At 44.4% G+C, this 14714-nt stretch carries 13 protein-coding genes; 2 read left to right on the forward strand and 11 right to left on the reverse strand.

Annotation, left to right across the window (positions count from 1 at the left end):
- Positions 1-136: 136 nt before the first annotated feature.
- The 8 genes from D829_RS0114675 to D829_RS0114710 all read right to left on the reverse strand — a co-directional run bounded on the left by D829_RS0114675 (position 137) and on the right by D829_RS0114710 (position 8260).
- On the reverse strand, positions 137-1099 hold the full coding sequence (locus tag D829_RS0114675; RefSeq protein WP_017689660.1) for an ABC transporter permease: 963 nt from the start codon (positions 1097-1099) through the stop codon (positions 137-139).
- The gene (locus tag D829_RS0114680; RefSeq protein WP_017689661.1) at positions 1100-2179 is read right to left on the reverse strand and encodes an ABC transporter permease; all 1080 of its coding nucleotides are present in this window, start codon (positions 2177-2179) and stop codon (positions 1100-1102) included.
- Positions 2172-3710 (reverse strand): ABC transporter ATP-binding protein, encoded by a 1539-nt coding sequence (locus tag D829_RS0114685; protein ID WP_017689662.1) that lies wholly within the window; start codon positions 3708-3710, stop codon positions 2172-2174. The genes D829_RS0114680 and D829_RS0114685 overlap by 8 nt, the downstream gene beginning before the upstream one ends.
- Positions 3711-3894: 184 nt before the next feature.
- Positions 3895-4935: a BMP family ABC transporter substrate-binding protein gene (locus D829_RS0114690; protein WP_017689663.1), complete on the reverse strand. Its 1041-nt coding sequence runs from the start codon at positions 4933-4935 to the stop codon at positions 3895-3897.
- A gap of 579 nt (positions 4936-5514) precedes the next feature.
- On the reverse strand, positions 5515-5874 hold the full coding sequence (gene rplT / locus D829_RS0114695; RefSeq protein WP_017689664.1) for a 50S ribosomal protein L20: 360 nt from the start codon (positions 5872-5874) through the stop codon (positions 5515-5517).
- An 88-nt stretch (positions 5875-5962) separates the two neighbouring features.
- A complete protein-coding gene (gene rpmI / locus D829_RS0114700) occupies positions 5963-6166 on the reverse strand; it encodes a 50S ribosomal protein L35 (RefSeq protein ID WP_017689665.1) in 204 nt (67 codons plus the stop codon).
- Between the two features lie 24 nt (positions 6167-6190).
- On the reverse strand, positions 6191-6685 hold the full coding sequence (gene infC, locus D829_RS0114705; protein WP_017689666.1) for a translation initiation factor IF-3: 495 nt from the start codon (positions 6683-6685) through the stop codon (positions 6191-6193).
- Positions 6686-7021: 336 nt separating this feature from the next.
- Entirely contained in the window at positions 7022-8260 is a 1239-nt protein-coding gene (locus tag D829_RS0114710) for a glycosyltransferase family 2 protein (protein WP_017689667.1), read from the reverse strand.
- Between the two features lie 710 nt (positions 8261-8970).
- Here D829_RS0114710 and D829_RS0114715 point away from each other — a divergent pair.
- Both D829_RS0114715 and D829_RS0114720 read left to right on the forward strand, forming a co-directional pair.
- Positions 8971-9498: a phosphatase PAP2 family protein gene (locus D829_RS0114715; protein ID WP_017689668.1), complete on the forward strand. Its 528-nt coding sequence runs from the start codon at positions 8971-8973 to the stop codon at positions 9496-9498.
- 50 nt (positions 9499-9548) lie between these two features.
- Positions 9549-10700, forward strand: a complete 1152-nt coding sequence (locus tag D829_RS0114720; RefSeq protein ID WP_017689669.1) for a UDP-N-acetylglucosamine--LPS N-acetylglucosamine transferase — start codon at positions 9549-9551, stop codon at positions 10698-10700.
- Between the two features lie 140 nt (positions 10701-10840).
- Here the strand turns inward: D829_RS0114720 and D829_RS0114725 are convergent, their stop codons facing one another.
- The 3 genes from D829_RS0114725 to D829_RS0114735 form a co-directional block, all read right to left on the reverse strand.
- Positions 10841-12388 (reverse strand): extracellular solute-binding protein, encoded by a 1548-nt coding sequence (locus D829_RS0114725; RefSeq protein ID WP_017689670.1) that lies wholly within the window; start codon positions 12386-12388, stop codon positions 10841-10843.
- Between the two features lie 106 nt (positions 12389-12494).
- Positions 12495-13424 carry a carbohydrate ABC transporter permease gene (locus D829_RS0114730; protein WP_017689671.1) on the reverse strand — a complete coding sequence of 310 codons (930 nt, stop codon included), beginning with the start codon at positions 13422-13424 and terminating at the stop codon, positions 12495-12497.
- A 30-nt stretch (positions 13425-13454) separates the two neighbouring features.
- Entirely contained in the window at positions 13455-14360 is a 906-nt protein-coding gene (locus tag D829_RS0114735) for an ABC transporter permease subunit (protein ID WP_017689672.1), read from the reverse strand.
- Between the last annotated feature and the right edge of the window lie 354 nt (positions 14361-14714).

Consider the following 14714-nt stretch of genomic DNA (forward strand, 5'->3'; position numbering starts at 1 on the left):
GCTTGGCCCCTCCTTGGGTTGGACTTTCACCAACAAGATCATGCGTGCCTCTGGGCACGCAGAAAACAAAAAAGGCCCGCACAAGGCGGACCCTTTATCAAAAATTTGAATAGCTAAACTGATATGGAAAAGGTTGTTACCTTTTACCCGGATCATAAGCTTCACCGAGTGCAGACGGAGCCGAAGAACGTCCAACCGCTGCAACAAGAACGATGATGGTAAGCAGGTAAGGCAACATATAAATAATTTCCTGGGGAATACTTTGTGACCATTCGAACAACTGTACATAGTTTCGGATCGCTTGAGAGAATCCAAAGAAGACAGCCGCACCAAAGGCACCAATCGGATTCCACTTACCAAAGATCATAGCTGCTATGGCAATATAACCTTGACCGGAAACCGTATTGTGTGAGAATGTACCTGTAGTCGTCAATGTGATCGCAGCTCCACCAATGGCCGCAAGCGCACCACTGATCATAACAGCAACATAGCGATAACGACGCACTTTAACACCAACCGTATCAGCCGCACTTGGATGTTCACCCACAGAACGAAGGCGCAGACCAAATGGCGTTTTGAACATGATGTAATACGTCAGGAATACGAATAGAATTGCCAGATATGTCGTTGGATATACGTTCTTGAAGAAGGCTTCACCAAGCAAAGGAATCTCTTTCAAGAATGGCACATCAAACTTGCTGAAACCTTGTACCAACGGGGAATCACCAGAACCTTCAAACAACAATTTAACCAAGTACAACGTACTTCCTGCTGCCAAAAAGTTAATGACGATACCACTGATAATCTGGTCTGCCTTAAATGTGATAGACGCAACGGCGTGAATCAGCGATACCAGTACGCCCAATAAAATCGCGAGCAAAATACCCATCCAGGCCGATGTTGTTCCACCCATGCCCGCTTCTTGAGCATAATGCGCCCCGATTCCAGCTGCAAAGGCACCAAAGACCATAAAACCTTCAAGTCCAAGGTTCGTTACACCTGATTTTTCCGAAAAAATTCCGCCGAGTGATGCAAAAATCAATGCCGTAGCAAAGACAAGCGTCGTATTGATAATTTGCCCAATTGTCAACAAGTCCATCTACAACACCTTCTCTTTCTTACGCTTCGAATAGAACGGTTTAAGTATCCAGCGCACGATGCCTTGTGCCGCAATGAAGAAGATAATCGAACCGATCACAATCCGAATAATCTCAGGCGGAACATCCGCAGCAAAACTCATACCTGCAGATCCGTACGTGAGGGTACCGAACAGCACTGCCCCCAATAACACCCCAAACGGATGATTCAAACCAATCAGGGCAACCGCAATTCCGTCAAAACCTGTTCCCGGCGAACCGGACATTACAGTCTGGTACTGGAACACCCCGAGCACCTGGAAAGCACCGCCAAGACCGGCAAGCATACCACTGATAAACATCGCTTTTACGATATTCCGGTTAACATGCATACCTGCATATTCAGCCGCATTAGGGTTGTAACCTACCGCGCGGATTTCATAACCTTGTTTTGTTTTCCACATATAGATATAAAAGAGCACAGCCATCACAATAGCAATCAATGTACCCATATGCACACGCGAGTTGCCCATCATCTCAGAGAGCCATGTCAGACTAATCGAAGCCGAATCGCTGATATTCACGGAACGATTCTCGCCCTTCAAGAGCAAGAATTGGCGTACGATAAGGTTGGCCAGATACAGACCAATCCAGTTCAACATAATACTGCTGATAACTTCATTGACCCCACGTGAAGCTTTCAGATAACCAGCAATAGCTGCCCATAGACCACCAAACAGTGCACCGGCAATCAAAGCCAGTGGCGCATGGAGGTAGATCGGCAAACCAGCAAATTTAACACCAACAAATGTTGCAGCCGTCATTCCGACGAGAAATTGACCTTCTCCCCCGATGTTAAACAACCCTGCACGAGATGCAAATGCAAATGCAAGACCAGTCATAATTAGTGGTGTCATTTCCCGTACCGCTTCACCAAAGTTGTACATGTCTCCAAACACTTTGGTGAACAACGCGCCATAGGCTTCAATCGGATTGTAGCCACCAACCAGCATGACAACACCACCGAGAATTAGACCCATAATGATAGCCACTACAGGCAAAATGAATGAATCTCGGGTAAACCATTTCAATACGTTACTCATGCGTAGTACCTCTCTTTTGGGTGCTGCCCGCCATCATCAAGCCGAGCTCCCTGTCATTGGTTTCTTCCGGCAGCACCTCGCCAACGATCTGGCCTTCATAGATGACAGCAATTCGGTCAGATACATTGATAATCTCATCAAGCTCAAATGAAATCAACAGAACCGCCTTACCTTGATCGCGCTGTGCAATCAGTTGCTTTTGCACGAACTCAATAGCCCCTACATCCAAACCACGCGTTGGTTGCGCAGCGATAAGCAATTCAGGATTTTTATCTACCTCACGGGCGATAATGGCCTTTTGCTGGTTTCCTCCGGACAAAGAACGAGCTTTGGTCTCGATGCTTGGTGTACGCACGTCAAATGCCTCAACAAGCCGCTTAGCCTGCTTTTTGATGGCATCGAAGTTAAGGAATCCTTTACGGGTGTATGGTGCTTTATAGTACGATTCCAGAACGATATTTTCACTCACTGAAAAATCAAGTACAAGTCCGTGTTTATGGCGATCTTCCGGAATATGGGCTACACCCGACTCCGAGATATGGCGCGGAGAATGATTGGACAGCTCCTTGCCCTGCAAACGGATCGATCCACTCTCTACTTTACGCAGTCCGGTAAGGGCTTCAATCAGTTCGCTCTGCCCGTTACCATCAACGCCGGCGATGCCGACAATCTCTCCTGCACGTACGTTCAGGTTAAGTTGGTTCAGAACCGAAATACCTTCTTTATTCTTGGCGGTCAATTTGCTGACTTCGAGCACGTTGGCTCCAGGTGTAGCCGGCTTTTTGTCCACTTTGAATGTGACATTCCGACCTACCATCTTCTCTGCCAGTTCATTCGGATTGGTTTCCGATGTTTTGACCGAATCAATCACTTTACCCCGACGAATGATCGTTACCGTATCGGAGATTTCCATGATCTCTTTCAGTTTGTGCGTGATCAAAATAATGGACTTTCCTTCAGCTACAAGCTTCTTCATGATGATCATCAATTCTTTGATCTCTTGAGGTGTCAGTACAGCTGTAGGCTCGTCAAAAATCAGAATGTCTGCTCCACGATACAACGTTTTAACAATCTCCACACGTTGCTGCATGCCGACAGAGATATCATGAATCTTGGCATGAGGATTTACCTTGAGTCCATACTGTTCAGACAGACGCTGCACTTCAGCAGCTGCTTTTTTATAGTTAATATTGAGACCCTTCGTTGGTTCAGATCCCAAAATAATGTTCTCTGTTACCGTGAACGGCTGTACAAGCTTAAAGTGCTGATGCACCATGCCGATGCCAAGATCGATCGCTCGGTTAGGGCTGTCGATGATGACAGGCTTGCCATTCACTTCAATGGAACCTTCATCCGGCTGATAGAGACCAAATACAATGTTCATCAACGTTGACTTACCAGCGCCGTTTTCGCCCAGTAGCGCATGGATCTCGCCTTTACGAAGCTGAAGGCTGATAGCGTCGTTGGCAACAATGCCTGGGAAACGCTTCGTAATTTGTTTTAACTCAACGACGGGGGTTGCTGCACCCATGTAATCACCCTTATAACTGATATAGTGTGGTTCCGCAAACGAAAGAAAAAGCTCCTACCGGAGCGTTGGTGCACAGTGACCTTGTACAATTGTTATGACGACTTGATCAAATGTTCCTGTTTTTGCAATCATAAGGCCGGTCAAGACCGGCCCCGATGATTATTCTTTTGCAACTAGTCTCAAATTACTCAGTAGGTACTTTGATTTCGCCGCTGATGATTTTTTCTTTGTACTCATCCACTTTTGCAAGTGTATCAGCAGATACATTGGCAGTAGAAGTATCAGCAATACCTACACCGTTTTCTTTCAAAGTCAGGTTTTCAGAACCACCTTTGAATGTACCGTCGATTACTTCTTGGTTAACGCGCTTAACTGCTTCGTCAACTTTTTTGATCATGGAAGTCAAAGTAATCTCATCACCAAACTCAATAGATTGGTCTTTGTCAACACCGATAACCCATACATCTTGACCTTGTTTCTTACGAGCGATTGCTTCGTTGAACACACCGTTACCTGTAGCACCGGAAGCGTGGAAGATAATATCTACGCCTTGGTTGTACATTGTAGCAGCTGCTGCTTTACCAAGGTCAGGTTTATCAAAAGCACCTGTGTAGTTGGAAATGAACTCAGCATCAGGATTAACAGCTTTAACGCCTTCTCTGAAACCTACTTCAAACTTTTTGATCAATGGGCTGTCCATACCGCCAACGAAACCGATTTTGTTGGATTTTGTTGTCAGACCAGCTACAACACCAACCAGGTATGACCCTTCTTCTTCAGCAAATGTTACGGATTTAACGTTAGGAGCATCAACAACACTGTCGATGATCGCGAGTTTAGCATCCGGGTTTTGCTCAGCAACAGTCTTGATTGCATCAGCCAATTGGAAACCGATCCCCCAGCTCAGGTCATATCCGCCTTTAACAAATTCGTTCAGGTTAGGAATGTACTCTTCATCGGATTTACTTTGCAGGTATTTAACAGCAGTACCTGTTTCTGTTTCAGTCGCTTGCAGAGCTTCCCAAGCGGATTGGTTAAAGGATTTGTCATTAACTCCACCTACGTCAGTAACCATACCGATTTTGAGATCGGATTTCGCTTCAGTGGAAGTGCCACCTGTATCTCCTCCGGCATTTGTTTCTTCTTTCGGTTTGCTACCGCAACCTGCGAGCATAACCGATACCGCCAGTAACATTACCAAAGACAAGCTGAGCATCTTTTTCATTTCTCTTTTTCCCCCTTAATGATATATCCCTCATTCCAATCCAGCCTACAATTGAACGGTTAACAGATAGCAGGAATGACTTTTATGCAGAATGTATGGTTTCTTCGACATTAAAAGCGCAATCTCACCCTTATAGCATCCTATCATCTGTCGAAAAACCGAACATTATGACATGGAGAGAAAAATCTAGGACTAGCCTACTAGAGGTGATTATACAATCAACCAGTGTTAAAATCCAGATGTTTCATCACCAAATATCACATATTTTTGTTCTTTTTTTATTGAAAACGCTTAATAATTTAGCGTTTTAACACACTAACGTTACAACGATGTGATGTTATATAACAAAAACATATCGCAAACTTTAGTGATGAGTGGGATTTACCTGATTTTATTTGTATTATTTCACCGTTCGTATTTTATGTATTCCCATGGATCGTTATTCACCAGTTATCTGGTTTCATTGTTCCCTTCCAGACTACAGCCTATTCGCTCTACTCATCCAGAGGTTCCTCTTCGAATTTCTTAAAAGCCGTAAAAAAAGCCGCCATATAGGTACGGCGGCTTGTATCATACAATTTAGGCGTTGATTTTGCCTTTAGCTACAGTAGCCAAAGAGTTGAACGCATTGATGTCGTTAACGGCCAGATCAGCCAACATTTTGCGGTTCATGTCTACTCCAGCAAGTTTCAAACCATGGATCAGTTTGTTGTAAGACAAACCATTCATACGTGCTGCAGCATTGATACGAACGATCCACAGTCTGCGGAAGTTACGTTTCGTGTTGCGACGGTCACGGTATGCGTATACCAAGGATTTCATTACTTGCTCGTTAGCTGTTTTAAAAATACGGTGTTTGGAACCGAAATAACCTCTTGCCAGTTTCAAAACCTTTTTATGACGACGACGTACTACAAAACCGCCTTTTACTCTTGCCATATTAAAGAACCTCCCAAATAAATATAAATGTATCCGTAGTATGTGTACGGCCGTAGCCGATCCCCCATACGGAATGTACTAATTAGAATTAGCCTTTCAAGTTAGCCAGACCTTGTTTCAAACGTCTAACATCCCCGGCAGCCATAACTGGGTTACCGTTCAGAACGCGCTTAGCACGTTTGGATTTGTGGGAAAGCAAGTGGTTTTTGTGAGCTTTGTAACGAAGGACCTTACCGGAACCGGTAATTTTGAAGCGTCCTTTCAAACTGCTGTGTGTTTTCATTTTAGGCATTTTGTGTTTCCTCCTCCAATGTTATCAGGCTTTAGGAGCCAAAATCATGATCATGCTGCGGCCTTCCAATTTCGGTTGACGTTCAACAGTACAAAGTTCTGCAACTTCTACCTTAACGCGCTCCAAAATCCGTTGACCAATCGCGGCATGTGCAATTTCACGTCCGCGATAACGAACAGAACATTTCACTTTGTCGCCTTCGTTCAAAAACTTAACTACATTACGAAGCTTCGTTTGATAATCGTGCTCCTCAATATTGGAACGGAACCATACTTCTTTAATATCAACAATTTTCTGGTTCTTACGGGCTTCTTTATCTTTCTTTTGTTGCTCATAGCGGAATTTGCCATAGTCCATAATACGACACACCGGCGGTTTAGCCTGTGGTGCCACATTGACCAGATCCAAATTCAGGTCAATCGCCATTTGCAGTGCTTCGCGAATGGGCGTGATCCCAATTTGTTCTCCTTCAGCTCCGACAAGGCGTACTTCCTTCGCCCGAATCTCATCATTAATCATGTGATCTTTACTAATAATCGTCCACCTCCAGGTCATTTTGAATATCCAATTACACAAAAATAAAAGGGATGCCGGTCAAGCTACCGACATCCCTGTAATCAACACAATTCTTCATGAGTATACACTTCATAAATTATTGGGATCGTTGACCAGCCAACATGTTTGTTGATCAGGTGAGAAGTCGGACTTCTGCTTGTGATTCCATTGCTATTCGTTTTAAGGCACTTGAATACTATATCACCCATGAAACACATTGTCAACATTCTTCACAACTTTTTTTTCGCAAATTATACATTTGTTATATCAGATGTCAACAAAGTATCGCACGCATGTTCCTTACCCTTGCTTGCTCTGTACCTCATCCAACCGTACAACACGTGTATGTTGAGTGTGGCTCCACTGTTTGTTGTTCTGCGTAAAGAAAGCGTAGAACGTAATCGGGTACCAAGACAGCAGGTAGATCGGGAACAAGATCAGATATAGATAAACTTTGGCAAAGGTAACCTTCTCCAGCGCCATGGACAACAGGAACGTCAGAATGTTCAAACCAATAGCCACGAACCCAACCCATAACGGGAAGTATCCATAAATATTAGCAATGTGCGGACCACTGAATATAGCCATGTCTACCCACATCACAGCCGTCATCAGGAACGTAAGCAACACCACATAGACATTGGCTCCGTAGATAGCAAGGTCAAATTTCACCAGGCTTCTTTCCTTAATGGACTGCCATAGCAGCGGGAAGAAGTATCTACGCGCAACTGTAAAGTGACCTTGCATCCAGCGCAGACGTTGTCTCGCTGAAGCTTTAAATGTTAATGGCTTCTCATCAAATACTTTGGCGTCATAGTTGAAAACAGGATACACATTACGTTGCACACTGCGCATCGTAAACTCCAGATCCTCAACCAGACTTGTTGCACCCCAACCAATTTCCTTCAACAGGTTGGTCTCAAAGCACATTCCGGTTCCTCCGAGGAAATTCGCCATATTCAAGTTATGACGAGACAACTGCCACAGACGGTTGATGTACCAGTAAGATACACCGTAAGCTGCAGTAATCCAGGAATCCTCCGGATTTTTCGTATCAATGTATCCTTGGATAACACGCGAACCATTGTTCAAGTCATCATTCATCTCAAGCAAGAAGTTACGGTCAACCAGGTTATCCGCGTCAAACATAACAACTGCGTCATACTGACGTGGCAATTTCCACAGGTACTTAAGCATCCATTCGATGGCGTACCCTTTACCTCTTAAATCGGCATTGGTACGTACACAGGCGTTTAATCCATGCTCTCTGACAATTTGAGCCGTTCCATCCGTACAGTTGTCACAGATGACAAACACATCGTACAGATCTTCCGGATAATCAAGTTGTTTCAAGTTCTCCATCAAGGCACCAATGACTTGTTCCTCATTGTGTGCTGCGACGAGTACAGCGAATGATTTTGTCGCCGGATAATGTTTCTTTTTCTTTTTCTTAACCAGACCGAACAGCGAAAACGTGAATTGGTACACGGCTAGCAGTGCCAGAATGACCTGCATCGTGACGAATATAGCGTCCAACATCGTTCTCTGTTACCCCCTTTTTTTCAAAACCCAGTTTACTCAAGCATTTCTCTTCCTGATTCTGCAATTTATTTTTTTTTGATCTGCAGAATATGACCCTGTTCTTTTGTGTACTACGTGAATATATCAGGCAATGTTTCAAAGCTTGGTTGCTATCAGTTGGCTGCTTTATCGATTCTGTATCCTTTTCAGTCATTTGTCAAAACCCCAATTCCACTTTCTGAAGCAGAAATGTGATCTTTAAACGCTGAATAGACACTTCGTGATACCACAACCTCGCATTCATGCCTGTTATATCTTATTTTCAGCCGTTTACTTGATTTTTATTTCTAAAGTCCCTGCTTTTTTCATCAGCATGTTATTCTTCGTCAGAGGCTCTATAACAAATAACGTAAACAGACCTCAAAAAGTTTGAAACAGAACTCACATTTTTTTACCTCATTTCAGCCATGTTGAATCATTGTATCTTTTTTGGCTGACCCAAGTCAAAAAGTTAAGATGGGTATATATCCACTCTTTAACATGAATTTCACGTTCTTTACATGGGTTCTTCTTGAAAAGGACAACATTTAAAAATATGATAAACATATACCTGAAATAACCTCAAGTTCATGAAAAACGGTTATATACTAATCAGGACGAAACCGGATGCAGAAAATCACCGGAAATAATGCCGCCATTACGGGCGGCCTGACTGGCAGGAGGCCAATATGAGCCGTTTATTCTTAAAGTTTCAAGATTATGATCGAAATGTGTTTATGTGGATCAACGGCCGACTTCATAATCGTTTTATGAATTTTTGGCTGTATTATTTCACCCATCTGGGTGGAGCAACTTCTTCTATTGCAATATCGTTGTTAATCTGGTTGCTTGCTCCAGCTCCATGGAGCACAACAGGACTTCAGGCTTGTATCGCTCTTGCGGTCAGCCACATTCCTGTAGCCATCGCGAAAAAATTGTATCCCCGCATTCGACCTTATCTGGCCTTGCCGGATACAATTACGTTCCGTAATCCCCTGACGGATCACTCGTTTCCTTCAGGGCACACAACTGCCATTTTTTCGGTCACAGTTCCCTTTATGACCACTGATCCGATCTTATTGCTAATATTGTTGCCTGTAGCCCTTATTGTCGGATTCTCTCGAATTTATCTGGGGTTACACTATCCTTCCGATGTTCTGGCGGGTGCCACAATAGGTACTTTAGTCGCACTTGCAACAGTTGCATTCTGGTCTTAAAGCCGATATGTTAGACTCAGAAAAACCTAGCAGGAACAGGTGAAGTAAGCGTGGAGAAAAAAAGAGTATTACTATTATCTGAAGGCTTTGGTACGGGTCATACTCAAGCCGCCTATGCACTGTCCAGCAATTTGCGAAAGCTCTCGCCAGACGTGCAGACAAAAGTGCTTGAACTGGGAAGTTTCTTAAATCCAAAGGTTGCACCTCTGATTATAACAGCATACAAAAAAACGGTTACCAACCAACCCAAACTTTTCGGATACGTATACAGACACCAATATAAAAAATCATTGAACAGGCTGACAACACTGGCGTTGCATAAACTGTTCTATACACACACACGCAGTGTTGTGCGCCAGTTACGTCCCGATGCGATCGTCTGTACACATCCGATTCCAAGTGCTGTCATATCCAGACTGAAGCGTCTGGGTGTACAGGTTCCCCTATGCACAGTCATCACCGACTATGATGCACATGGGACGTGGATTAACCGTGAAGTAGACCTTTATCTGGTTTCTTCAGATGAGGTTAAGTCCAAACTAATGCTACGAGGCGTACCTACAGACCACATTCGAGTCACGGGCATTCCGGTGCATCCAAATTTCTGGGAGCATCCCGGGCGAGAAGAGATCCGAAGCAGATTTAACCTCAAGAACATGCCTACTATACTAGTGATGGGCGGCGGTTGGGGAATTCTCAGCGACAAGCTGGTCCATCCGCTGCTGACACGCTGGCATGAAGATATTCAGATCATTTTTTGTCTGGGTCGCAATGATAAAACACGGATCAGCATGGAACAGAACCCCATGTATCGCAAAGAAAACATTCACATTATGGGATACACCAACGAAGTGGACAAATTAATGGAAGTATCCGACCTTCTGATTACCAAACCTGGGGGAATGACATGCAGCGAAGGCTTGGCCAAAGGAATTCCCATGTTGTTCCACAACCCTATACCTGGTCAGGAAGAAGAAAACGTCCATTATTTTACGGCAAGAGGGTTGGGAGAACCCATAACTTCGCTCGACGTAGTGGTCAAATGGATGAACAAGCTGTTGCATCACTACCCGGATGTTGTACGTAAACGCAAACGTCATCTGGCGGAAATCGCCAAGGTTCATCCGATGCAGAGCGCTCAAAGTATTATCGATCTGCTGGAGGACGTTCGTCCTTCATCCGCAGAAGAGGCCCGTTTATGAATTTATCCGAATAAGGTGCTGCTTCCCGTATTCTTCGTCCAATCACGCCTCTAACCAACGGCTTCAAACAAGCCTGCAACCACATTGAAAAGGTGCCTTCGGATTTGAAGGCACCTTTTCTTGATGAAGAAAAGTACAAACTATTGAATGCCTGCTAACTTCAAGTACTCCTGCCACTGCTTGGTATATTCTGCCTGAATTTTTTCCAATCCAGCTTGTTTAGCCTTCTCCATAAATGTGTTCAATCCAGCTTCTACGTCTGCCACTAAACCTACATTAAGCGGATACAGATATTGTTTTTCCACTTGTTCCAATGCAGCCTTCTCGGCTTGGTACGGTGTCCAGTCTTCAGCAAATCCGGTATAAATATCCGGCTTCTTGATTTTGTCGAGATCTTCAAACATGGTCAGGACATCATCAAAGGTTTTATCATAGAGCATGAATTCCGGATTACGCCAAGCCCAGCCGTTCATGCCCTCACGCGGGAAGCCGTTTGTTTGTGCATCTCCGACCATTTTGTAGTATCCATTATCTACCTCGAAGTTTTTGCCCTCAACGCCGTATTCAGTCAACCAGTTATATCTTTTGTCTGTCACCAGTTTCTCATAAAATGCCAATGCTTTTTCCGGGTTTTTACTGCTACGCGGAATCGCAAAACCATTGTGGATCGGGTGAACCGGTTGTGCAAACCCTTTTGCATTCGGGTAAGGGAAATAAGCCAGTTTCCAATCTGGATGAGTAGACTGCACCTTGATTACATCTGCATTAAATTTGTTAGGGTTTTCCCCGGACAGAACAACAGCCGCTTTTCCATTTTGCAGCAACGAGTTGGATGTATCTTTTACATTCAGTACGTTTTTCGGGAAAAATCCTTTGTCCATCCAACGTTTGTATGTTTTCAGGTCTTCCAGGTGTTGCGCGGATCCCCAGTAGGACGTCACGGTTGATGGTGTGTCATACATAATATCCAGTCCATATGGAAGTTGACCTGCTGTATTAACCAGCTTGGATGTCAATTGACGAATTCCATGGGTATGGTTGGCATTGCTATCCGCAATCGGAATCATATTGGGTTCGTTGGCTTTGATGCCCTCCAGATACGCTTCGAGTGTCTCCAAAGATTCCGGCTTCGGCAGATTGTACTTCTCGCGCAAGTCCTCACGGTACGCAATTCCCTCGGTTACATACTCAATCCAAGTGGATGGAACAGTATAGATTTTGTCATTGATTTTGACAGCATTCCACATGTCATCAGGTACATGAGCTTTCAGTGCTGGCGCTGCTGTAGGCAGCATTTCATCCAGCGGCAGGAACGCGCCCTTCTTCGCATAGGACTGATAGAATGTCCAATCCGCTGTGAAGATCAGATCGATCGGCTGTCCGGAAGACAGCAGCAGTTTATATTTTTGATCCCAGTCGGTCCATGAGGTGTAGTTGAATTTCACATTGACGTTCAGATCAGCCTCAGCCAGCTTATTGATCTCGGATTCAATAACAGGCAGATCTTTTGGAGCATCCCCAAGCATGTAAAATTGAAGCGTGACTTTCTCGCCTTTGTTCCCGGATGTTCCTCCCTGCTCGCTTCCTTGCGTCGATCCCCCCGAACCGTTATTACATGCGGCAAGTACCCCGGCGAACAACATCAGGGCAAGTACCAGAGACAGGTGCCGAATTGTTTTGTTACGCATACGCATCCTCCCTTTTTGTGGTGAACCTTTATATGTTAGCGCAGACTCGCCATGTTTCAGACCGGAAATGATGTCAATGGCCTGACACCCACAGCGTGTTCACGTTCTAACCTTTCACTGCACCAATGGTGAGTCCTTTGACAAAATAACGTTGTACAAACGGATACAGGAACAGAATCGGTCCCGTCACAACGATAGCCATCGCCATCTTGGTTGATTCAGTAGGCACATCCTGACTGAGTGTGATCCCTGTGCCAATCGCCATCTGGTCAATGAATGTAATCGTGTTCATCGTATTGTAGAGATAAAATTGCAGTTGGTACATATCCGGGTTGTTAATGAAGAGGGATGAGGTAAACCAATCATTCCAGTACCCCAGTGCCAGAAACAGACCTACGGTTGCGATACCAGGCATCGCCAGTTTCAACACAATGCTGAAATAGATGCGGAAGTCATTCGCTCCATCAATTTTGGCGGACTCAATCAACTCATCGGGCACTGCCGAACGAATGAAGTTTTTCATCAGGATAATGAGGAATGGCGTCATCAATCCCGGGAAAATCAGTACGGTGTACGTATCCATGAGATTGAAGTAGTTCGCCAGCATAATGTACCAAGGCACAAGTCCCCCACCAAACAGGGTTGTGAAGTAGATAAAAAACGAGAACGTGTTCCGATATTTAAAATCCTTACGCTGGAGCACAAATCCGGCCATCGTGATGAGGAACAGCCCTAGCGAAGTTCCCACCACCGTTGTAAAGACCGTAACCCCATAAGCCTTGAGTACCTTTGTAGGGAATGTAAAAACCATCTTATAACCTTCCAGGGAAAAGTCCGTTGGAAAGAGGTGATATCCATCCCTCACAATGGACTCGTTGCTGCTGAATGAACCGGATAGAATCAGCAGAAACGGTAGCAAGCACATGATTGATAAAATGATGATGAAGCTGTAGGAAATCAGTTGAAACATGAAAGTGAATTCCGAATCTCTGAGACGCGTATTCGTACGAGTGTGAGTATTCATTGGCGTGTTCATGATCGTTCTCCCTCCTGCCCTGTGGGCGTTCTAGAACAAGGCATAGTCCTCATTTACTTTGCGGATAATATAGTTGACGGTCATGATCAAAATGAATCCAAACAACGATTGATACAAACCAGCAGCCGTTGCCATCCCGATATCAAACGTTACTTTCAGTGAACGATACACATACGTATCAATAATATCTGTAGCGTTGTACAGCACCCCGTTGTTACCGATCAGTTGATAGAACAGGTCAAACTGCCCCTTCATAATGCTGCCGAGTGAGAACAACAACAGGATGACAAAGGTTGGCTTCAGCATCGGTACCGTAATGTACCAGATCCGCTGAAAAATATTGGCCCCGTCGATTCGGGCAGCTTCATAATACTCGTCACTGATACCCGTTATGGCGGCCAGATAGATGACCATGCTGTATCCAAGATTTTTCCACAGATAAAAGATGATGATCAGGAACACCCAGATCCAGGGTGTGTTATAAATGTCGACCGGGCCGGCCTCAAAACGTTTGAGCACCGTGTTCACAAAACCCGACTCGTAGTTAAACATGTTGTAAGCGATTACACTTAATAGTACAAATGAGATGAAATACGGCAAGAACATGACGGATTGCGTAATTTTTTTGAATAACCTGCCACGGATTTCGCTAAGCATGATCGCACAGAAGATCGCCAGTCCGTTTCCTAATATAATGAAAGCGAGATTGTAACCCACGGTATTGGTTGTGAGTTTCAACAGCATCCCGGATTGCCATAGGAACTTAAAGTTCTCCAGACCGACAAATGGACTGCCAAATAATCCGCCTTCAAAATCATACCGGGTGAATGCATAATAGATGCCGACCATCGGAAAATACGAGTTAATCAGAAAAAAGATCAGCGTGGGCAACAGCATCAGAAACATGATTTTGTTTTTGTTCAATTCTTTGAGCATGGCTCGATCCCTCCCGAATTTCTTGCGGTGCTGCGTGGTGGAACTCTCTTTTAATTGTAGATGCTCTCTTCGCTCACGGATACTGAAGCTTCCCGTCAGAAAATGAACGATTCTGCGAAATGAACTATGAACAAAACGAACGAACCATGAAATGAACAGACATTCACACACATCCGTTCACAAATATTGATATCGTGCATAGGCTACACCTAGTGAACAATCCAGCGAAAGTTGAACTTTCTGTAGAGAAAACAGGCAAAACAGCCTGTCCAGCATTGATGTAAACGCATACATAATATATAATTCAAGATACTCTTGCTCTTCTGCTCATCCATATATGAAGCCTAACGTATG

The organism is Paenibacillus sp. PAMC 26794, assembly GCF_000316035.1.
Lineage (GTDB): Bacteria > Bacillota > Bacilli > Paenibacillales > Paenibacillaceae > Paenibacillus.